Annotated in this window: 15 protein-coding genes and 4 pseudogenes; 11 read left to right on the top strand and 8 right to left on the bottom strand. The window is 56.4% G+C overall.

Annotated features, from left to right (window positions below):
* Positions 1-61 precede the first annotated feature (61 nt).
* On the bottom strand, positions 62-520 hold the full coding sequence (locus B4968_RS17300) for an Lrp/AsnC family transcriptional regulator (RefSeq protein ID WP_241525819.1): 459 nt from the start codon (positions 518-520) through the stop codon (positions 62-64).
* 190 nt (positions 521-710) lie between these two features.
* On the opposite strand from B4968_RS17300, the gene B4968_RS17295 reads away from it, so the two are divergent.
* From B4968_RS17295 to B4968_RS17275, 5 genes are all read left to right on the top strand, one after another.
* A complete protein-coding gene (locus B4968_RS17295) occupies positions 711-1,148 on the top strand; it encodes a universal stress protein (RefSeq protein ID WP_083100660.1) in 438 nt (145 codons plus the stop codon).
* A gap of 8 nt (positions 1,149-1,156) precedes the next feature.
* Positions 1,157-2,710: an alanine/glycine:cation symporter family protein gene (locus tag B4968_RS17290; protein WP_083100659.1), complete on the top strand. Its 1,554-nt coding sequence runs from the start codon at positions 1,157-1,159 to the stop codon at positions 2,708-2,710.
* A gap of 581 nt (positions 2,711-3,291) precedes the next feature.
* Positions 3,292-4,410, top strand: a complete 1,119-nt coding sequence (locus B4968_RS17285; RefSeq protein WP_083100658.1) for a porin — start codon at positions 3,292-3,294, stop codon at positions 4,408-4,410.
* Between the two features lie 216 nt (positions 4,411-4,626).
* Positions 4,627-5,958 (top strand): trigger factor, encoded by a 1,332-nt coding sequence (tig, locus tag B4968_RS17280; RefSeq protein ID WP_083100657.1) that lies wholly within the window; start codon positions 4,627-4,629, stop codon positions 5,956-5,958.
* Between the two features lie 215 nt (positions 5,959-6,173).
* Positions 6,174-8,636, top strand: coding sequence for a CHASE3 domain-containing protein (locus B4968_RS17275; protein ID WP_241525818.1), 2,463 nt, complete (start codon positions 6,174-6,176; stop codon positions 8,634-8,636).
* 88 nt (positions 8,637-8,724) lie between these two features.
* On the opposite strand, the gene B4968_RS17270 is transcribed toward B4968_RS17275, so the two are convergent.
* The 6 genes and pseudogenes from B4968_RS17270 to rpsF all read right to left on the bottom strand — a co-directional run bounded on the left by B4968_RS17270 (position 8,725) and on the right by rpsF (position 13,314).
* Positions 8,725-10,683 (bottom strand): bifunctional 2',3'-cyclic-nucleotide 2'-phosphodiesterase/3'-nucleotidase, encoded by a 1,959-nt coding sequence (locus B4968_RS17270; protein WP_083100656.1) that lies wholly within the window; start codon positions 10,681-10,683, stop codon positions 8,725-8,727.
* Positions 10,684-10,781: 98 nt separating this feature from the next.
* Entirely contained in the window at positions 10,782-11,270 is a 489-nt protein-coding gene (locus B4968_RS17265; protein ID WP_083100663.1) for a lytic transglycosylase domain-containing protein, read from the bottom strand.
* 254 nt (positions 11,271-11,524) lie between these two features.
* Positions 11,525-11,896, bottom strand: coding sequence for a hypothetical protein (locus tag B4968_RS17260; protein ID WP_083100655.1), 372 nt, complete (start codon positions 11,894-11,896; stop codon positions 11,525-11,527).
* 176 nt (positions 11,897-12,072) lie between these two features.
* Complete coding sequence (gene rplI, locus B4968_RS17255) at positions 12,073-12,693, bottom strand: 50S ribosomal protein L9 (RefSeq protein WP_083100654.1); 621 nt, start codon at positions 12,691-12,693, stop codon at positions 12,073-12,075.
* Between the two features lie 11 nt (positions 12,694-12,704).
* A pseudogene (gene rpsR, locus B4968_RS17250) lies at positions 12,705-12,929 on the bottom strand (30S ribosomal protein S18); the annotation flags it as partial.
* Positions 12,930-12,959: 30 nt separating this feature from the next.
* Positions 12,960-13,314 (bottom strand): annotated as a pseudogene (rpsF, locus tag B4968_RS17245) (30S ribosomal protein S6).
* 414 nt (positions 13,315-13,728) lie between these two features.
* Here rpsF and B4968_RS24715 point away from each other — a divergent pair.
* Both B4968_RS24715 and B4968_RS17235 read left to right on the top strand, forming a co-directional pair.
* Positions 13,729-14,106: a hypothetical protein gene (locus B4968_RS24715; RefSeq protein ID WP_241525817.1), complete on the top strand. Its 378-nt coding sequence runs from the start codon at positions 13,729-13,731 to the stop codon at positions 14,104-14,106.
* Positions 14,107-14,702: 596 nt separating this feature from the next.
* Positions 14,703-15,278, top strand: coding sequence for a YceI family protein (locus tag B4968_RS17235; RefSeq protein ID WP_083100652.1), 576 nt, complete (start codon positions 14,703-14,705; stop codon positions 15,276-15,278).
* A gap of 270 nt (positions 15,279-15,548) precedes the next feature.
* Here B4968_RS17235 and B4968_RS17230 read toward each other — a convergent pair whose 3' ends face one another.
* Positions 15,549-16,835 carry a cytochrome b/b6 domain-containing protein gene (locus B4968_RS17230; protein ID WP_083100651.1) on the bottom strand — a complete coding sequence of 429 codons (1,287 nt, stop codon included), beginning with the start codon at positions 16,833-16,835 and terminating at the stop codon, positions 15,549-15,551.
* A gap of 267 nt (positions 16,836-17,102) precedes the next feature.
* On the opposite strand from B4968_RS17230, the gene fabD reads away from it, so the two are divergent.
* From fabD to B4968_RS17210, 4 genes and pseudogenes are all read left to right on the top strand, one after another.
* Positions 17,103-18,035, top strand: coding sequence for an ACP S-malonyltransferase (fabD, locus tag B4968_RS17225; protein ID WP_083100650.1), 933 nt, complete (start codon positions 17,103-17,105; stop codon positions 18,033-18,035).
* 81 nt (positions 18,036-18,116) lie between these two features.
* A pseudogene (gene fabG / locus B4968_RS17220) lies at positions 18,117-18,852 on the top strand (3-oxoacyl-[acyl-carrier-protein] reductase).
* Between the two features lie 427 nt (positions 18,853-19,279).
* The gene (locus B4968_RS17215; RefSeq protein ID WP_083100649.1) at positions 19,280-19,513 is read left to right on the top strand and encodes an acyl carrier protein; all 234 of its coding nucleotides are present in this window, start codon (positions 19,280-19,282) and stop codon (positions 19,511-19,513) included.
* A gap of 157 nt (positions 19,514-19,670) precedes the next feature.
* Positions 19,671-20,413 (top strand): annotated as a pseudogene (locus B4968_RS17210) (1-(5-phosphoribosyl)-5-[(5-phosphoribosylamino)methylideneamino]imidazole-4-carboxamide isomerase).
* The last annotated feature ends 154 nt before the right edge of the window (positions 20,414-20,567 follow it).

Below are 20,567 nucleotides of genomic sequence, written 5' to 3'. Positions count from 1 at the left end.
ATTAGCTCGGGCCTTTTTGTCATCAGATCATGGCCGCTAAGAGTGCCTGTCACAATACAGCCTAAAGAACGGCCTCCATAACGGCGAAAGAATTGGTTTGGTGAATGCCAGGGAGCTTGTTTATCTTGTCGCCAAGAACAACCCTGAAGTGCGCGATATCCCGCGTTCGCACCGTCAGCAAATAGTCGAATGAGCCTGCCACCATCAGGCAGCTTTCAACTTCTGGAATATCCTTAACGACACGGTTGAATGCGTCGAGGGAGTTATCACCAGCCGTTGCAGCCAGTGAGACCTGCACAATGGTCAGATGTCCCAGCCCAAGCTGTTCCATGTTCAAAACGGCCCGGTACCCACTGATATAGCCGGACCTTTCGAGGCGTTTCACGCGCTCGGAACATGGTGTGTTTGTCAGGTTTACACGCGTCGCGAGATCCACAATCGAAAGTCTTCCATTGGCTTCCAATTCTTTCAGGATTTTCTGATCGATTCTATCGAGTTCTCCAACCATTTCTCTAGCCATTGGGTATAATTCCTAATTTTTGGCTTAATAGCGCGAAAAACACCTGCCTTATACCTGCATTTGCCAACACTTACTAGTGAAAACAACTTTAACTATGAGAGAGCGGTCGAGCTGCGCTGATGCTGTTCTGATCGCTTTCCTGTGAGGGCGAAGCTCTCGTAGTGGTAAAAATACTTTCAGGGAGAATGCTATGACCGCTAAAATTGTAGTTGGACTGGATGGGACAGAAACGGGTGAACGCGCACTCGCATTTGCAAAAGACCTGGCCTCAAAAATGGAGGCCTGCGAATTGATTGCTATCTATGTAATTGAATGGTCCCCCTTCACATTTCAAACAGCAGAAGAAAACGCACAACGGCACAAACGGCGTGAAGAGGAAATTGCGCTTGCCACAACGCGCATTGTTGATCCCGCAGTGGCAGCGTTGAAAGCCGCAGGGTTTAAGGCCAGTGGCATTGTGCGGCACGGCGATGTTGCTGAGACCCTGAACCAGCTGACCGTTGAAAACGGCGGCTCGCAGATCATCGTGGGGCGTGCCTCTTCTGACGGGTTTGCCAAGCGCGTTTTTGGCAGCTCGACACAGAATCTTGTGATGCACGCCAGTGTGCCCGTAACGGTTGTGGGATAGGATATGTCATGAAAAATTCATCAGTATTCTGGCTCACCTCTGCGGTTGCGGCCATGGCGACATCGCCGCTTGCAGCACAAGAGGCGATGGGCATCGATGAAAAAGTGAACCAGGTCTTTGCCGAGCTGACCGGGCCTTTTGTCAGCCTGATCTTTGCGCCTTTTCCCGGAACAAGCTTTCCCTGGATCGTGATGTGGCTGGTGATCGCCGCGTCTATTTTTACGCTCTATTTTGGCTTTGTGCAGTTTCGGTTTTTCAAACACGCTATTCAGCTGGTTAAAGGCGACTATTCCGATCCCAATGATGCAGGCGAGGTGAGCCATTTCCAGGCGCTTGCAACTGCGTTGTCCGGCACGGTTGGTCTTGGCAATATTGCCGGTGTTGCTGTCGCGGTTGGAATTGGCGGGCCAGGGGCCACATTCTGGATGATCCTCGCGGGTCTTTTGGGGATGGCGTCAAAATTCACCGAATGTACGCTTGGCGTTAAGTACCGGAATGAATACGAAGACGGCACCGTGTCAGGTGGCCCGATGTATTACATCTCCAAGGGATTTGATGAGCTGGGCCTGCCGGGTGGTAAAATCCTGGCGGTGGTCTTTTCAGTCTTTTGTATTCTCGGCGCTCTTGGCGGCGGCAATATGTTCCAGGCCAATCAGGCACATGCGCAAATCTCGGGCATTCTTGGCGACTATCCTGGCTGGATTACCGGCATAATATTTGCAGGCGTTGTCTTTGCCGTGATCGTAGGGGGTATTAAATCCATTGCCAATGTGACCGAAAAAGTCGTGCCAATTATGGGCATTCTCTACGTCGGTGCGGCGCTGATCATTCTGATCGTAAACTATGATCAGATCGGTTGGGCCTTTGGTCAGATCTTTGCAGGGGCCTTTACCGGGCTCGGCGTTGCCGGCGGTATGGTTGGGGCCCTGATCCAGGGCTTCAAACGGGCGGCGTTCTCTAACGAGGCTGGCGTTGGCTCGGCTGCGATTGCCCACTCTGCGGTGAAAACCAAAGAGCCGATCACTGAAGGCTTTGTCTCTTTGCTTGAGCCGCTGATCGACACTGTTGTAATCTGCACCATGACAGCGCTGGTGATCGTTATCTCGCAGCAGTTGCTCATTGATCCCGCGACTGGCAACTATCTACTGAATGACACAGGTTCGGCCATTGCCACTGTCGATGGCAACTCTGGAGTTGCTTTGACCTCGGCTGCCTTTGCCTCGGGTATCAGCTGGTTCCCCTATGTTCTGGCTATTGCCGTGGTGCTGTTTGCCTTTTCGACCATGATCTCCTGGAGCTATTATGGGCTGAAAGCCTGGACCTATCTCTTTGGCGAGAGCAAAACCTCTGAGTTGGTTTTCAAAGTCATCTTCTGCGTCTTTGTCGTCATTGGCGCTGCAGCCTCGCTGGGCCCGGTTATTGATTTCTCGGATGCTGCGATCTTTGCCATGGCTGTGGTCAACATCTTCTGTCTCTACTTCCTGATGAAGCTGGTGAAGCGCGAGCTTGCCTCTTATGCCGGGCGTCTCGCGAGCGGTGAGATCAAAAAGTTCACTCACTAAGCAACAAGCTCCGACGCGGCTGCATCGCGTCGGAGCACATTTGGTCTCATCTGTTTTCACTTTTCAAACCTTAAGGTTTTGAATGCCGCCTGACCGCCGCCTGATATCGCTGCCTTATCGTAGCCTGTCAGCAGTTATACCTTAGGGCAGGCCTCTGTCGCAGCCTGCAGCATGTAGCGGGATCCTTTGTCGTTGATAGCGCTGCTTGCGTTGCTCTGGCAAATTGCGGGATCTGGGGCATGCGCCATGAGGGGGCAGGGTGAAAAAAATGTCTAAAACGAATCCGTGAAGACCGCAAAAAAACGCAAATATCCCATAGGGTTTCGCTGAGTGCATTGCTGCATTGTTTTGAGCGCAGGCGCTATGTGACGCAGTTCACTTAAGTTTATCGCCCTTCGGCCAAAAGGTGCCACTCTTGCTGTGCTGCGCGCAAAAAAACGCCAATTATTCCGGGACGGGAGCACAAATTTATTTTCAAGACTGCGCCTGAATAAAACTGATAGTTAAAAAGAACTCGAGGTTCGGATCCCTGGGATGGAGGGAGGTCGTGCCACGAAAGTACATTCAGGAGACTCAGATCCATGAGCACCAAACTCGTATTGCGCAGCAGCGCGGCAGTTGCAGCCGCCTTGCTGGCGGCACCGGCTCTTGCGGGCCCAACATACACCAACGATAACGGCGGCAGCTTCCGCTGGTTTGGTCAACTCAACCCATCCTTCCAATCCTACGATGACGGTGTTGATGATTATAACCGGCTTGTCGACAACGCCTCGTCCAATTCGCGCATCGGCTTTTTGGTCGAGCAGGCGTTTGGCGCAAACACCCTGAAGTTCAACTTTGAAACTGCGTTCGGTTTTCGCGCCTCCGACGGCATTGACCAGACCACAAAGGGTGACAGTCTGAGCTGGAGCCGCACCAACATCCGTCACGTCGATTTTCAATTCGAGACGGCCAACTACGGCACGTTCTCTGCGGGTCAGGGCTCTATGGCCTCTGACGGTATCACCGGCGCTGACTTCTCCGGCACCGGCCTGGGCGCAGGGGTATCGGTTGCGGATATCGGCGGCGGCTATGCATTCCGCACGTCCGGCGGCGCCCTGAGCACCGTTGCAATCGGCGATGCCTTCACCGATCTCGACGGCAGCCGTCTTGGCCGTGTGCGCTATGACAGCAACAACTTTGCTGGTTTCACCTTCTCGGCCTCTTACGGGACCGACATTCTGGCCACCAACAATGACCGTGAGACCTATGACGTCGCCGTGCGCTACGGCAACGACGATCTGGGGGCCTTTGCGCTTGATGCGGGCCTGGCTGCGGCCTGGACCGAACAGACCGGTCGCCAGGACCGTCGTGACGTGTCCGGCTCGGTCTCGGTACTGCACAAAGACACCGGCGTGTCTATGACAGTTGCTGCGGGTGATCGGGATATTTCGGGCAACTATGCCTATGCCAAGCTCGGCTATTCGGCGGATCTGATCGCTGCGGGTAAGACCTCGTTCTCGGTTGACTACTATGATGGTTCCGACTTTGTTTCTGCCGGTGACTCCTCAGAGTCCTGGGGTGTGGCTGCGGTTCAGAAAATCGACCGTTTCAACGTCGAAACCTATCTGGCCTACCGTGACTACTCTTACAGCGACACATCCGCGACCACCTACCAGGATGCCAACGTAATCCTGGCCGGCGCGCGCTGGAAGTTCTGAAGACACGCCTTCCCTCGGGTTTTCTAAACGAGAAGCACGTCCCCATTCCGGGGGCGTGCTTTTTTGCTGTTTGGGCGGGAAATCGGAGGGTTTTTTACCTTTGAGGCGGCGAAACAGGCAATCGCTCTTGCACCGCGCCGCCAGTAACAATAGAAGGCCTCAAATTGTCTGAGGGCGTCGTCTGTGTGCGCGCCCGGAATCGCTATGGGGTATAGGATGCAGGTCACCGAGACGCTGAACGAAGGTCTGAAACGCGGCTACGCCATCACGGTAACTGCTGCCGAGTTGGACGCGAAGGTCAATGAAAAGCTGGTTGAATCGCAGCCAGAAATCGAAATGAAGGGCTTTCGCAAAGGCAAAGTGCCTATGGCTCTGCTGAAAAAGCAGTTTGGTCAGCGCATGATTGGCGAAGCGATGCAGGAAGCCATCGATGGCGCCATGAACACGCATTTCGAGGACAGCGGTGACCGTCCTGCCATGCAGCCCGACGTTCAGATGACCAACGACGACTGGAAAGAAGGCGACGACGTAGAAGTCAACATGACCTACGAAGCTCTGCCTGCGATCCCTGAGGTCGACCTCTCCGGTGTGACCCTTGAGAAACTGGTTGTGAAAGCCGAAGAAGAGGCCGTAACCGAAGCGCTGGAAAACCTGGCTGAAAACGCCCAGGATTTTGAAGCCCGCGCCGAAGGTGCTGCTGCTGAAGATGGCGACCAGGTTGTCATCGACTTCCTTGGTAAAGTTGACGGCGAGGCCTTTGAAGGCGGCGCGGCTGACGACTATCCACTGGTTCTGGGTTCCAACTCTTTCATCCCCGGCTTTGAAGAGCAGCTGGTTGGCGTGAAGACCGGCGACGAAAAAGACGTCTCCGTGACCTTCCCCGAAGAGTACCAGGCCGAGCATCTTGCCGGCAAAGAAGCCGTTTTCTCCTGCACCATCAAAGAGGTCAAAGCCCCCAAGGCGGCTGAGATCAATGACGAGATGGCCAAGAAATTCGGCGCCGAAGATCTTGAGACCCTGAAGGTTCAGATCCGTGAACGCTTGGAGGCTGAATATGCCGGTGCTGCCCGCGCTGTCATGAAGCGCGCCACTCTGGACAAGCTCGACGAGCTGGTGTCCTTTGACCTGCCACCTTCGCTGGTCGAAGCAGAAGCCAAGCAGATCTCGCATCAGCTGTGGCACGAGGATCACCCCGAGGTCGAAGGCCATGACCACGGTGAGATCGAGACCACTGAAGAGCACACCAAGCTTGCCGAGCGTCGTGTGCGTCTTGGCCTGCTGTTGGCAGAACTCGGCCAGAAAGCCGAAGTCGAAGTCACCGATGCTGAAATGACCCAGGCGATCATGGCGCAGGCGCGTCAGTACCCTGGTCAGGAGCGTCAGTTCTTTGAGTTCATTCAGCAGAACGCTCAGATGCAGCAGCAGCTGCGTGCGCCTCTGTTTGAAGACAAAGTCATCGACCACCTGTTTGAGCAGGCTTCGGTTGAAGAAAAAGAAGTCTCCAAAGACGATCTGCAAAAAGCCGTTGAGGCTTTGGAAGAAGAGTAAACCACTCTCTCTTGATGTTTTGTTGAAAGGCCGCCTTCGGGCGGCCTTTTTGCGTTTTTGCTGGCAGCAGCCTTTCTGAAAAACCCCTCCAAAAGGGGGCTTACTGGCTAATATCTGTTTTAATTCATCTGGGTATCCGTTTCTCGAATGCTCCTAACAGGTTCGTAATACTTCTCGCTCAAGCTCCGGTTGAAAGTAATCAGCAGGGCATCACCATGACTGTTAAAGCAACGCAAAAGAAACGGCGGTTTTCGCTGGCCAACATGAAGACCAAAACAAAAGTGATTTCAGTAGCGCTGTTTCCGCTCATACTGGTTGCTGGAGTGGGCGTTCTGACGGTCGTTGACCTTGAAAAAATGTCGGAAACTGCAAAATGGGTTGAGCATACTCAAACCGCGCTGACCAAATCGGTTCAGATCAAGGCGTCCGGGCTCGAGATGGAAGCAGGGCTTCGCGGCTATCTTCTTGCGGGCCAGGACCAGTATCTGGAGCCATATGAGGCAGGCTCTGCCGAGACGTTTACGGCCCTGGCCGAGCTGCGTGAGGAGGTCAGTCATATCCCAGAACAGGTCGAAAGACTGACGCAGGCCGAGAGCGCGCTCCGGGAATGGCAGACTGACGTTGCTGAAAGCGCGATCCATTTGCGGCGTGAAATCGGTGATGCCCTGACAATGAATGACATGGCCGCCGAAGTGAAAAAGGCCAAAGGCAAAACCTACTTTGACGCGTTTCGGGCCGAGATTGTAAGCTTCATTGAAGATGAAGAAGTTCTGTTGGCAGATCGCCGTCAGGTCTTTGGCACCTTGGTGAAGACAGGTATCGGCGGCCCCGAGTACATGTTGAGTTCGCTCGAAGCGGTTGAGTTGGCACATTCGGTGATCAGCGAGGCCAAGGATCTATTGGGCGCGGCCGTGAGCATGGAATCCGGCATGCGCGGCTTTCTTTTGTCTGGCGATCCTGAGTTTCTACATCCCTATACTGCGGGTGTGGAGCAGTTTGATCAATTGATCGCGAGCCTGATGGAGAAGTCCAGCGAGCGTTTGATCCAGCTGAACCGCCTCAACAAGATCGCCCAAATCATTCCCGATTGGAGAGAGCAGGCCGTTGTGCCCATTCTCGAGATGCGTCGCGAAATTGGTGATGCCATGACGATGGATGACATGGCTGACCTGGTCCGCGAGGGACGTGGCGCTTTGTATTTTGACCGCTTCACCGAAACGATGGCGTCCTTCCAAACGGAAGAAGAGGTCCTGATGCAAATGCGGCAGGAGGAAAACCGTGAAATCTCTGAGTTCACGCAAACCATCATCCCAGCCGCGATTGGTGTCGCCATTCTTCTGGGCGGCGCGCTTGCCTTGATCATCGGGACCAGTCTTGCCCGGGCCGTCAATCAGGTGACACGGTCGATGAAAGGGCTTGCCGGGGGCAACAATGCGGTCGAAATTCGCGGCCAGGAGCGGGGCGACGAAGTCGGAGAGATGGCCCGGGCGCTCGAGGTGTTCCGGGATGCGCTGGTTGAGATGCAGGAAAAGGAAAAGCAGAAAGCCGAGGGCCGGGTCGCTGAGCTTATCCGCGTGGTCGAAGAGCTGAGCACCAAACTTGCGCTGCTGTCACAGGGTAATCTTCAGATCCAGATTGAAGAGCGGTTTCCGGACGACTATGAAATGCTGCGCAGCGATTTCAACAACACAGTCACGAACCTGCATGGTATTGTTGGGGATGTGATGGATACCTCGGGCAGTATCGCCAATGGGGCGGTTGAGATCAGTCAGGCCTCTGAGGATCTGTCGCATCGGACCGAAAGCCAGGCGGCGACACTGGAAGAAACCGCAGCAGCGCTGGACGAGCTGACCGCGTCTGTGAAATCTGCAGCAGAAGGCGCGAAAGCGGTAGAAGCGACGATGGAGAGTGCCCGGATTGAGGCTGAGAGCAGCGATGAGGTTGTCCAAAAGGCCGTCGCCGCAATGACCGAGATCGAACAATCCTCAGCCAGTATCTCGCAGATTATTTCGGTGATTGATGACATTGCGTTCCAAACGAACCTTTTGGCCCTGAACGCGGGGGTCGAAGCCGCACGGGCCGGGGAGGCGGGACGTGGTTTTGCAGTGGTCGCAAGCGAAGTACGGGCTCTGGCACAGCGCTCTTCCGGAGCTGCGATGGAAATCAAGACGCTGATTGATGACAGCTCAAAGCAAGTTGGGCGGGGTGTGAACCTGGTTGGCCTGGCAGGCGATGCTTTGCAGAATATTGTGACGCAGGTCAGTCAGATATCCAAACAGGTCTCCGGCATCGCCGAAGGTGCTGCGGAGCAATCTACGGGCCTGAACGAGATAAACTCGGGTATGTCGCAACTGGACCAGGTGACCCAGCAAAACGCCGCAATGGTAGAAGAGTCCACAGCTGCAAGCCTGTTGCTGAAGGCAGATGCAGGAAAACTGACCGAACTGATGGGCAATTTCCGGATCGCCGGGCAAAGCAGTCGCCAATCCGCAGAAGGTTTGGACGGCCTGGCCGAAGATCCCAGTGCCCATGGTGATCCCAGTGCCCACAGCGATCCCAGTGCGCACGGAGACCCCGGAGATATCGACATGGGCGATGGCTGGGACACCTCATTGGATGATGAGCCCCCAAGGGCCGCGACTGGCACAGATAGTGCCCGGGGCTGGGAAGACTTCTGACACCCGTAAAAAGCAGCGATGCAGTGCAGCAAAAAGGGCCCCTAGGTGATCAGGGCCCTTTTTGTTTATTGTGGCAGTGTTTGCGGGGCTAAAGGTTGATGCGGAACCGGGCAAACCCGTCCGGACCATCGCCTGCGGGGGTGATGCGAACCCCCTGGACATCCTTTGCATAGGCGCTTGCCTTGGGGCCAGTATCGAACAGCACGCTTGTGTCGGCGAGCGGAGCAAATCTCCAATTGGCATCGGCACGGGGGCTGATGGTGCCCTTCTCGACGATATAGCGCACGATGACATCACGGTTGGTGTCCGGCCCTTCAAAGACCACAGTGTCTCCCTTGGCGCCTGGGAAATCGCCGCCACCGGAGGCCCGATAGTTGTTGGTGGCCACGATAAACTGGGCGTCCGGGTCAATCGGCGCACCATTGAAGAGGAGATTGACAATGCGGTTGGCCTCAGGATTTTGCAGCTCGCCCTGGGGGCTGAATTTTGAGGGTTGGCTCAGATCTATCTGATAGCTAACCCCATCCATCACATCAAAATTGTAGCTCGGGAAGGCAGGGTTGAGCAGCAGCTGATCCGCCTTGCCCGCCTCGACCTGATTAAAGATCCCGGCAGAGCGTTCGAGCCAGTCTTTGACCTCGGCGCCAGTGATCAGCACGGCGCGGGCGGTATTGGGATAGAGGTAGAGGTCTGAGACATTCTTGATGGCCACATCGCCTTTGGGCACATCGGTGAAATAGTCCGGGCCACCGCGCCCGCCTGCCTTGAAGGGCGCCGCGGCAGAGAGGATCGGCAGGCCTTCGTATTCGGTGCCTTGCATCATCTGGGCGATGTACCAGCTTTGGGCGATTGAGACGATCTGGACCGAAGGATCATCCGCGACCAGGGCAAAATAGCTGTGCAGGGGGGCATCGGTCTTGCCAACCGCGCGGCGGATATAGGCAAGTGTTTCTTCATGCTCTTGTGCGGTGGCGGCCAGAACCCTGGCATCGCTTTGCACCAGGGCGGTGATGGACCGGTCGTCATTTCGTCTGGAAATGGGCCGCGCCTCTGAGGCATGGCCCACAACACGCCAGCCACCGGCCACGCGCTCCAGCATCAGATCAATCAGCCCAAGATGGCTGCCCCAATAGCCGCCCATGGTTGCGGGTTTGCCATGCAGTGTGCCGGCCTCGGCGTTGATACCGTCAATCCCCTCATAGCGCGATGAGGGGAAAACCAGATGGCTGTGGCCGGTCATGATTGCATCGATGCCCTCGATCGCGGCCAGCGGCAGGGAGGCGTTTTCCATGCCATCGCTTTCGCGGGCCGCGGCAATACCAGAATGCGACAGGGCGATAATGATATCGGCGCCTTTTTCTTTCATCTCAGGAACATAGGCGCGGGCGGTTTGCAGTATGTCACGGGCCTGAACGCGTCCTTCAAGATGGCGACGATCCCAGCTCATCACCTGTGGCGGCACAAAGCCGATGAGGCCGATTTTGAGGGCCTGCTTTTGTCCGGCCCCGTCGGTGAGCGCGCGCTCCATAAGCACATAGGGTGGCAACAGGGTCTTGTCGTCGCGTGGTGTCGCACCTGTCTCCTTGGCAATATTGGCGCAGACCACGGGGAAATCCGCCCCTGCGAGGGATTTCATCAGGAACTCAAGCCCATAGTTGAACTCATGATTGCCCAAAGTGGAGGCGTCAAAGCCGACAGCATTCATCGCCGCAATGACCGGGTGCAGATCGCCCTCCTTCATGCCACGCTCATAGGCAATGTAGTCCCCCATAGGGTTGCCCTGCAAAAAGTCGCCATTGTCGAGCAGCAGGGCATTTGTCGCCTCTGCGCGGATCTCTTTTATGATCGAGGCCGTACGAGCAAGTCCGACAGTGTCGCGGGGCGTGTCGGCATAATAGTCATAGGGAAAGACATGCACATGCAGATCGGTGGTTTCCATCAGTCGCAGATGCACCTGATTACTGGCCGCCTGCAGCGAAAACGGGTGCAGTGCAATGAGGCCGGCGCTCCCGGCAAGAAAAGACCGGCGGTCAAGAGTGAGCGGCATGTGTGTACTCCCAGTGTCATTTGCTGTTGAACTACTCGGTAAGGATAACAGCAAAATGACAGGCATGCGCAACAATGTGACAGGGCCCGCCGGGGCGTCTAGTCCACCAGTCCGGTTTCTTTCAACATTCCACGCCGCTTGGCCTCATGCCAATAACCACGGGAATAATGTTTGACTGCGGTGTCATAGCTGCCATCGGACAAGAGCCAGGCGCCACGGAGGTATTTCACCGAATATTCAAGGTTGGTATCGGCATCCAGCAGATCGTGTGGTGCGCCGGTGAACCCCATGGAGCGGGCGGTGGCAGGCAGGATTTGGAGAATTCCGTAATAGGGCCGGTTTACGGCTGTGGGGCGATGGGTGCTTTCGCGCACAGCCAGACGATGCACCAGCGGGCGCGGCACCTCGTAGTAATCGCTCCAGCGGTTGATGGTCTTGCGCAACGCAGGGGTCTCATTAGGAAACAGCGGTGGCTCAAAGGCCTGTTCATGCGTTTCAGGCCGCTCGGCCGCTGTGCTGCATGCGGACAAGCCCAAGAGGGCCGCCGGGAGAGCGAGAAAGAGCTGTAAAAGATGCCGTCGATGCATTGAGGTACTCACACTGAAGAAACTGGCCTGCAAGAAACTGGCCTGCACGGCTGGATCGGCTGAAAACAGGCTAAGAAACGCGGGGTGTCCCCCCCTTGCGCAACCTAACGGCACTATAGCTGCGCGGCCTGTGAGCAGCCAGTGAGGGGCTCTTCTGTCGGCGGGACTCCGCCTATCTGTGAGGGGGGCAATATTCCCCCCAGCTGCGCAGCAACTTGGGGGAAGGGTTTTTGAAGCCTTGTGTGCCTGGGGCTCTATTCGTAAACGGAATGACCACGTTGCTGCATGCATTGGATCAGGTAATTCCGTTGCGCTTGTTTAACCTCAATGTCTCCGGCAGCTGCACCTATTGCTGCCCCAATAAGCGCGCCAGCCAAGGCGGTTTCTTTGCTTTCGGTAGCACCCCCTAGGGCACCAACGGTGCCGCCAACGGCCGCGGTTTTGCCGATATGACCCTGACCGATCCGCCGGGCCTCTGCGCGGCACTGGGCCTCATCACTGTTATAAGATGCAGAGAGCGGGGCACTTGTCCGTAGGGGGGCCTCCAGAGGGACCGTCTCTTCACAGCCTGCTGTCAAAAACAACAGGCAACTGCCTGCAATTGCGAAAATGAATTTCTGCGCCATATCTGGGCTCCTTTCAAACACGTTCCTGTTCGCTGGGGCACAGGATAGAGCGGCAGGCTGAATACTGCCAGAGCGGTGATGAAGGTCTGACCGTTAGCTGAGCGCGCTCACTGAAATGAAAAAAGGCCACCCTAATAAAGGGCGGCCTTTTCGATGATATGTCTGATCGGTTGGGATCAGGCGGTTGGTGCATCTTCTTCGGCAGCAACGGGGGCGTCGCCCTCGTCGTCGTCTTCAGATGCAGCAGCGCCGAGATCGTCAAACAGTTCAGCGATTTCGAATTCAGCAGCGGCTTCCTCTTCGGCAGCAAGCTCCTGAATGGATTTGCCGGTCGCCTGAAGTTCAGCTTCTTCTGCCGAACGTGCAACGTTCAGTTTGATCTGAGCTTCAACTTCGGGGTGCAGTTTGACAACAACGGTGTGCAGACCCAGGTCTTTGATCGGATCGATCAGGGCAACCTGTTTCTTGTCTACCGAGAAGCCATCAGCAGTTGCTGCTTCAGCCGCGTCACGAGGTGTGACGGAACCGTAGAGCGAACCCGAATCTGACGCGGAGCGAATCACAACGAATTGCTGACCGTCCAGCTTTTCAGCCAAAGCGGCTGCTTCTGCTTTGGTTTCCAGATTGCGTGCTTCCAGCTGCGCTTTCTGGGCTTCAAATGCGGCCAGGTTGGCTTCCGATGCGACCTTGGCTTTCGCCTGGGGCAGCAGGAAGTTACGGGCATATCCGGGCTTTACGTCAACGACGTCGCCCATCTGGCCCAGTTTGGCTACACGCTCAAGAAGGATAACTTGCATTTGAGGTCTCCTTACTTAACAGCATAAGGCAGCAGGGCGAGGAAGCGGGCGCGTTTGATAGCACGGGCCAGTTCACGCTGCTTCTTTGCCGAAACGGCGGTGATACGCGAGGGAACGATTTTGCCACGCTCAGAAACATAGCGCTGCAGAAGACGGGTGTCTTTGTAATCGATCTTCGGCGCGTTGTCGCCCGAGAAGGGGCACACTTTGCGACGGCGGAAAAATGGTTTGGCTGCCCTGGGTTAGCGTCCTTTTCTCAAGCTAGATCAACGACGCTCGCGACGGGTGTCGCGTTCGTCACGTTTCTGCATCTGAACCGAGGGTCCTTCGGCGTGCTCGTCGACCTTGATGGTCAGAACGCGCATCACGTCATCATGCAGGCGCATCAGGCGTTCCATTTCCTGTACAGCCGCTGCAGGTGCATCGGTGCGCAGGAAGGCATAGTGGCCCTTGCGGTTTTTGTTGATCTTGTAGGCCATCGTTTTGACGCCCCAGTATTCACTGTCAACGAGCTTACCTTCGTTGTCAGCCAATACGGCACCGAAAATGTTCGATCAGGCCTTCTGCTTGCGAGTTGGTCAGGACCTGACGCGCAATCATAACATGCTCATAGAGGGGCATGCGAACTCCAGTTTTTTTCAAGGCGCATTTCATAGACGGGGCGGTTGAACCTTCCGCTGCCCTGTCACGAGAGTCTGCGCGGATCTGATGTGTCGCGGAAGGAGTGCTCCCTATATCGGCTTTTGCGTAAAGAGCAAGGTGAAATGCCCCTCGGCGCTCCAGCGGGCCAAATGCTTCAGGACAGACCTGCAAAGGACTGGCAAAGACCAGACACGTTTCCAGATGCGTTTGCAGGCGCGTTTACAAAGGGGGTTACTGGCCTGGGGACAAAGGGGGCAGTCAAAGGCGGAATATGGACAATTTTCCAATTTCTGCCCCACTGCAGCCGCATTCATCCAGTCAAACGTAGTTAACAGAGCGTTAATAGCACGAGGCCGCGCCGGTAAACGGTGGGCTGATAGAATGAGGTAAGAGATGAACGTATCCAGTGAAGCCACCCTCGCAGATGCAAGCAATACATACGGACTACGGCACCGCATCAATTTTCACCGCAGTTCTCTTGCAGGCAGCCGTTTCGCCACGGCAATATCCGTGGTGTTGCGTTTCAAGGCGAACTGGCATCTTCGCACGGTTCTGCTGCGGGGGTTAGGTGTGGGTATGGTGCTCAGCGCCAGCGGTCTGTGGCTGTTTTCTGGCGGCGATTTGGATCCCGAGCTCAACCGGATGAAGGTTGGGGCCTCTGTGCTGCTGTTTGTGCTGGGGGTGGTGCTGGTAACGCTGAAAACGCCGCGCACGCAACCCGAAGCTTGTTTTGATCCGGTGCGTCGTGAGCTTCGGGCTTTTGCGCCGTGACAGTCACGGGCGGCCAAAAATCGTGTTGCGGCGCAGCTATGACACCATTGGTGGTGCCACGGTTGAGCGATGGGTCCGTGCAATTGTTTGAGAATGATGGCAGTTTATTGCTCGAAGTTCCACTCGGCTGCGCTGCGGCACGCAGTCAGTTGCGCGATCAGCTGAGCGGCGATGTTCAGATTTTCGGCTGACACTTTTCCTGAGGTGTTCTCCTAGCACCCGGCGCACTCCTCTTGCGATACTCCTCGTGCGACAGCCCTTATAAGACAGCCCTTATGAGACAGTCCTTATGAGACAGTCCATGTGCATGAGACTGTCCATTTGCGACAGTTTTTTGGGCCGTTGATTGGGGATGAGCTGCTCCAAGTCGCAGATCAGTGAAGAGGCGTGATCACATCAATGTGAGGTGCCAGGACGCCACAGGCGGAAGACATAAAGAAAACAAATACTCGGCGTCACCGCGCAGGGGCTTTGTTCTTTTCTCAACAGATGATGTTGGAAAATATCACTTTTCTTTTGGCCGGTCTGACCCCAGTTTCACAGCATACTAAATTGATCAGCTGTAAACTTACACACGTCCAATGGAGCCTAAACCTATGAAAAAGATCCTTTTCGCTGCAGCACTTGCAGGTCTGAGCGCATCCGCAGCCATGGCTGCACCCGAAAAATATGTGTTGGACTCCAGCCATAGCCAGGTGGTGTTCAACTATAACCACCTTGGTTTCTCCACATCCTGGGGCATGTTCTCGGGTTTCTCCGGCGAAATCATGTTTGACCAGGACGCGCCTGCCAATTCCAGCGTTTCAGTCTCCATGCCTCTGAATTCGATGTTCACTGGCTGGGAAGCGCGGTTTGACCACTTCATGTCCAAGGATTTCTTTGGCGCGGCCGGCGACGAGCAGATCACGTTTAAGTCCACCAAGATCGAGGTGACCGGCGACAAGACCGCCAAAATCACTGGTGATCTCACGCTGAATGGCGTGACCAAATCTGTTGTGCTGGACGCAACCCTCAATCAGGTCGGTGATCACCCAATGGCGGGTAAGCCCTGGGCCGGTTTCAACGCCACCACAACGCTGGTGCGCTCTGACTATGGACTGGGTAAATTCGCCCCCTATGTGAGCGACGAGGTGTCGCTGCAGATCTCCGTTGAGGCAATGAAGGCCGAGTGACCTTTCGGCTCTGTCGCAGTCACTGACTGTGCTGACAAATATACCGGCCGTCGCCCAGCCCAGGGCGGCGGCCTTTTGTCGTCTGGCCGCCTTGCGCCAGTGAGGTTTCGGGGCCTACGCGTATAGTGGCCCCAGCGGGCCACAAACCTGGCCACAAAATTGGCGATAAATACTGCGCGCCCTCTCCAGGAGATCCTGGAGAGGGCGCGTTTTGATGTTACGGAGTTTTGACTTGGGCGCGTGTGTGTGGGCGCAGGGATGGCAGTCTGATCAGTTTGATTTCTGTGCTGTCAGGGCAATGTCCAGCTCTACAGCAAAGCCCAGTGTGCCCTCGTCTTGGGTGCCCTTACCGATGTTAAAATCGAGACGGTTTATGCTTGTGTGAGCTGTCATCTCAGCGCGGTCTCCCTTCAAAACCAGCGAGAAGGGCAGCGTCAGGGGCAGGCTTTTGTCGCGAAGGGTAAGATCGCCCACGGCCTGATAGCCAGTGGCCAGCTTTTCAAGCCGCGCCTCATAGCGGGCAGTTGGATATTTGGCGCTATCAAAATAGTCCGGCCCCATGGCCTGGTCCGTCACCGAGCCAAGGCTGAGGGAGGCAATGTCGATCTCGACCACAACTGTTCCGGCGGGGCCGGGGGCGTCTGGATCGTCAAACTGGATGTCGGCGCTCCAATTGGCAAAGGCGCCACTGACGCCGCTGCCCATTTGTTGAATGGTGAGGCCAAGCGTGCCGCTTTCCACACTCCAGTTTGCGTCATTTGATCTGTCGCCACTGGATTGCGCTGTGGCTTGTGCGCTCTGCGTTGCGTTTGCGCCGACGTCACCCTGCGCGATGGCTGGGTTGTGATCGGCGTGGCCACCAGACTGTTGGGCCAATAGAGTTCCGGTCACAAACAGCCCGGCCCAGAGCACCAGTGCGAGGGCTGCAGGAACAGTGCTGTGTTTTTGCGCCGGTGGCTTGGGCAGCTCAGCGGATCCCGGCAGCATGCGCCGCAGCGTTGCGTCGCGATCAATGACCACGTGTTTGAGAGCGCCTGCAACATGCAAAAAGAAGGTGATCATAAGGGCTTTGCCTGCGATCCAATGCAGGGTGCCAAACAGGGCTGCGACGGCCTCTGATTTCGCAACAAACGGCAGGTCCTGACCAAAAGGCCACCAGATGGGCGCAAAGCCTGTCGTCGCAGCATGATGGATCCAGCCCGTCAGCGGCACGGCCACCATGGCGCCATACAGCACCCAATGCACCACTTCGGCCGCCAGGGCCTGGGGTTTGTTTTCGGGGTGCAGCAGTCCGGGCTTGGGCTGTCCAATGGCCCAGAGGATTCGGCCAAGGGCGGTGAAAAACGCCGCAAGCCCGATTGTCTTGTGCAACGAGAACAGCAGCACGGCGCGCGAAATTGTCTCGGGGGCGCCATCAAAACTGGTGCTCTGGATCTCATGAGCGAGGTTATTGGCAAACAGGCCAAGAATGAACGCGGAAATCAGCAAAAGAGCAGAGAGCCAGTGAAACGTCTTTGTGACGCTGCCGTAGCTGGAAAATGTGTTGTTGACGGGCACTGGGGAGGTTTCCTTGTGCAGGCATAAGGGATGAATTCAACCTAGCCATCAGTCAGGGCCATGCAATGGCAACCTTTGTCAGTTTCTGAACAGGACTTGTGCGTGACCTGAAAGCCCTGGCGGCTGTCTCTGTGAGAGGACAAAGACATCGTCGCTTTGGATGGTGGCAGTGCAGGTTCCTTCGCCAGTTCTCTCGCCAGTTCTCTTGTGCGCTAGGGCCACTGCGTCTAAACCCGGGGCAAATGGCAGCGAAGGATGAGGGCCTTAATGACACTTGCATTTGTATTTCCGGGGCAGGGTGCCCAGGCTTTTGGAATGGGCCAGGCCCTGGCCGCAGCCTATCCAGCGGCCAAGGCGATCTTTGACGAGGTCGATGCGGCCCTGGGAGAGAGCCTCAGCACATTGATCTGGGAGGGGGATATCGAAACGCTGACCCTCACGCAAAATGCCCAGCCCGCCTTGATGGCGACCTCAATGGCAGCCAAGCGCGCGCATGAGGCCGAAGGGGTTTCGATTGAGCAGGCCGCCTTTGTTGCTGGCCACTCTCTTGGGGAGTATTCGGCTCTGGCCGCGGCCGGCGCGATTTCTGTTGCCGACACCGCCCGTCTGTTGCGCACCCGTGGTCAGGCGATGCAAAGTGCTGTGCCGGTGGGCGAGGGCGCTATGGCTGCGATCCTGGGGCTCGACCTTGAGGCCGTGCGCGCGGTTGCGCTTGAGGCCGCACAGGGCGAGGTTTGCCAGGCGGCCAATGATAATGATCCGACTCAGGTCGTGGTTTCCGGCACTAAAGCAGCTGTTGAACGTGCGGCGGTGATTGCAAAGGAAAAGGGCGCCAAGCGGGCCGTGATGCTGCCGGTCAGCGCACCGTTCCATTGCGCCCTGATGCAGCCGGCCGCCGACGTGATGGCCGAGGCGCTGGCCGCGGTTGAGATCAAGACCCCCGCTGTGCCGCTGATTGCCAATGTTCGCGCTGATGCCGTGAGCGATCCGGCCGAGATTCGCCAGCTTTTGGTGGAACAGGTCACAGGCTCGGTGCGCTGGCGCGAAAGCGTGCAGGTGATGGCGGCCAAGGGCGTGACAGAGTTTTGGGAGATCGGCGCAGGCAAGGCGCTTTCGGGGATGATCCGCAAGATCGACCGCAGCTTGAGCAGCCGTCAGTTTGGCACTCCCGAAGACGTCGCCGCAGCCAAAAGCGCCTGATCCAAAACCGTTGAAATACCAGTGCCGCGAAGATGCAGGATGTGCTCTTCGCGGTGCGCACTCTGAAGTAGAGGAATTGATATGTTTGATTTGACCGGCAAAACAGCCTTGATCACCGGGGCTCTGGTGGCATCGGCGGTGACATTGCCCGCGCTTTGCATGCCGCAGGCGCCACAGTGGCGCTTTCGGGCACGCGTGAGGCACCTTTGCAGGCCCTGGCCGACGAGCTGGGCGAACGCGCCCATGTGCTGACCTGCAATCTGAGCGACGCCGACGCGGTTGAGGCGCTGCCAAAGCAGGCGGCTGCTGCTATGGGACGGGTCGATATTCTGGTCAACAACGCCGGTATTACCAAGGACAATCTTTTCATGCGGATGAAGGATGAGGAATGGCAGAGCGTTTTGGACGTGAACCTCACCTCCACCATGCGCCTGTGTCGCGGCGTTGTGCGCGGTATGATGAAAGCGCGCTGGGGCCGGATTATCAATATTTCCTCGGTTGTGGGCGCGACAGGCAACCCCGGTCAGGCAAACTATGCCGCCTCAAGGCCGGTATGGTTGGGATGACAAAATCTCTGGCCTATGAAATCGCCAATCGGGGCATCACCGTAAACGCGGTTGCCCCCGGGTTTATCGCCACCGCCATGACTGAAAAGCTTAACGACGCGCAAAAAGACGCGATCCTGACCCAGATCCCGGCGGCGCGGATGGGAGATTCGAAGGAAATCGCAGCTGCGGTTCTTTATCTCGCCAGCCCTGAAGCAGCCTATGTCACCGGCACGACCCTGCATGTGAATGGTGGCATGGCAATGCTGTAGCCCCTGGTGGCAGGAAATTCACACCACCGCGACATGTCAAAAGCCGCCTGTAGTGTTTGCGTCAAAAACAAATGGGGTGCAGGCCTGCCTGTCACTGATATTTCGCAAATAAAGGCTTTATATCAATGAGGTCTGACAATAAGCTGAGGCGGTCCCTTGCGAAGAGGTTGCCTTGGCGCCATCTGCTCAACAGGGGCGCCCAAATGCGTAGCGCAGCGAAAGCCGGGACAGGTGCGAAACCATTTGCCTCTGCGCTGGTCTGTGTTATAGGCGGCTCATATCGGTCCTGACGTTGTTTCCTTCTGGAGGCTGCGATCGGGCAGTTCTCGTCTACGAGAACAGAACCGCCCGCTTTGGGCAAAATCACGCCACCCCAAGCGGGCAAGGGCAAAACCGGGCAATCTGCCCTGAAGAACGAGGAAATGACATGAGCGACGTCGCAGACCGCGTAAAAAAGATCGTTGTAGAGCACCTGGGTGTTGAAGAAGATAAAGTGACCGAAACCGCGTCCTTCATCGACGATCTGGGCGCAGACAGCCTGGACACAGTTGAGCTGGTCATGGCCTTTGAAGAAGAGTTCGGCATCGAAATCCCTGATGATGCGGCCGAAACGATCCAGACATTCGGCGACGCTGTGAAGTTCATCACCGAAGCTTCCTAAGTCGACGTCACAGCAATGTGATTACAAGAGCGGCGCTTTCCACTGGGGAAGCGCCGTTTTGCGTCTCTCATCTTCCTGCTGTCTGGAGGATGCTTTCCCTACGATGCGCAAAACTGTGCTATCGTGCAAAGGTTGAGCAACCCGGAGGGCTAAGGCGATGATGATCTATCCGACAATGGAATTGCTAGACGGGCGCTGTGTCACCCTGGAAAAGGGACGACTGGACGAGCCCATGATCTGGCATGTGGACCCGGTTGAGAAAGCAAAGGAATTTGCGGCTGCTGGCGCCGAATGGATGCATTTGACGGATTTCAATGCCATCAAAGGCGATGACAGCAATACCGCATTGATCGAAGAGATTATCCGCACGGTTGGCATTCCGGTTCAGCTGGGCGGCGGGATCCGCAGCCGTGAGACCGTCGAGAGCTGGATAGACAAGGGCGCAGGCCGTGTCGTGGTCGGGACCCTCGCGGCGCTGGACCCCTCGCTGGTGGCCGAGCTGGCAAAGCAGCATCCCGATCAGATTGTTCTGGCGGTTGACGTCTGGCAGGGGCAGGTGATGACCGAAGGCTGGCTCAGGGCAGGGGCGTTGAGCCGACAGGCTACATCGCGGCTTTTGGAGCTGCGTCCTTTGCAGGAATCATCGTGACAGATATCGACAGTGACATGTCAGATCTGGAGGCGCAGCTTGGCTTGATTTCGGGCCTTGCCGCTGAGGCCCGATCGCCGGTGATTGCCAGTGGCGTTGTCCGCAGCGTCGACGATATTGCGCGGCTGAAATACCTGCCTAATATCTCTGGTGCCCTGGTCGGGCGGGCCTTGTTCCGCAAAAGCCTGACCCTGCAGCAGGCCCTGGAGGTGGCGCAGCCGCAACCGGAGCAAGTTGCTGAATTTATCTGACGAAATCTAAAAAGGACGCGGGGCGGCGGCTGTACCCTGTCAGGGTTTGCGCGCCGCCCTTCAGATGCGGCTGCCTCGGATATCCTGTTTCGGGTGCGGGCATTGATGTTGCGTGGCAGTTTCATGCCGAATATGCATTTCAAGGGCGTTTTTT

It is taken from the genome of Pseudophaeobacter leonis (assembly GCF_002087335.1).
GTDB lineage: Bacteria > Pseudomonadota > Alphaproteobacteria > Rhodobacterales > Rhodobacteraceae > Pseudophaeobacter > Pseudophaeobacter leonis.
The sequence above is the reverse complement of the archived record's forward strand: the minus strand, read 5'-3'. Positions and strand labels throughout refer to the sequence as shown.

What these genes read in the sequence shown, in the direction of transcription:
- B4968_RS17300 (WP_241525819.1), bottom strand. Translation starts at nt 520, where the DNA reads ATGGCTAGAGAAATGGTTGGAGAACTCGATAGAATCGATCAGAAAATC.
- B4968_RS17295 (WP_083100660.1), top strand. Translation starts at nt 711, where the DNA reads ATGACCGCTAAAATTGTAGTTGGACTGGATGGGACAGAAACGGGTGAA.
- B4968_RS17290 (WP_083100659.1), top strand. Translation starts at nt 1,157, where the DNA reads ATGAAAAATTCATCAGTATTCTGGCTCACCTCTGCGGTTGCGGCCATG.
- B4968_RS17285 (WP_083100658.1), top strand. Translation starts at nt 3,292, where the DNA reads ATGAGCACCAAACTCGTATTGCGCAGCAGCGCGGCAGTTGCAGCCGCC.
- tig (WP_083100657.1), top strand. Translation starts at nt 4,627, where the DNA reads ATGCAGGTCACCGAGACGCTGAACGAAGGTCTGAAACGCGGCTACGCC.
- B4968_RS17275 (WP_241525818.1), top strand. Translation starts at nt 6,174, where the DNA reads ATGACTGTTAAAGCAACGCAAAAGAAACGGCGGTTTTCGCTGGCCAAC.
- B4968_RS17270 (WP_083100656.1), bottom strand. Translation starts at nt 10,683, where the DNA reads ATGCCGCTCACTCTTGACCGCCGGTCTTTTCTTGCCGGGAGCGCCGGC.
- B4968_RS17265 (WP_083100663.1), bottom strand. Translation starts at nt 11,270, where the DNA reads ATGCATCGACGGCATCTTTTACAGCTCTTTCTCGCTCTCCCGGCGGCC.
- B4968_RS17260 (WP_083100655.1), bottom strand. Translation starts at nt 11,896, where the DNA reads ATGGCGCAGAAATTCATTTTCGCAATTGCAGGCAGTTGCCTGTTGTTT.
- rplI (WP_083100654.1), bottom strand. Translation starts at nt 12,693, where the DNA reads ATGCAAGTTATCCTTCTTGAGCGTGTAGCCAAACTGGGCCAGATGGGC.
- B4968_RS24715 (WP_241525817.1), top strand. Translation starts at nt 13,729, where the DNA reads ATGAACGTATCCAGTGAAGCCACCCTCGCAGATGCAAGCAATACATAC.
- B4968_RS17235 (WP_083100652.1), top strand. Translation starts at nt 14,703, where the DNA reads ATGAAAAAGATCCTTTTCGCTGCAGCACTTGCAGGTCTGAGCGCATCC.
- fabD (WP_083100650.1), top strand. Translation starts at nt 17,103, where the DNA reads ATGACACTTGCATTTGTATTTCCGGGGCAGGGTGCCCAGGCTTTTGGA.
- B4968_RS17215 (WP_083100649.1), top strand. Translation starts at nt 19,280, where the DNA reads ATGAGCGACGTCGCAGACCGCGTAAAAAAGATCGTTGTAGAGCACCTG.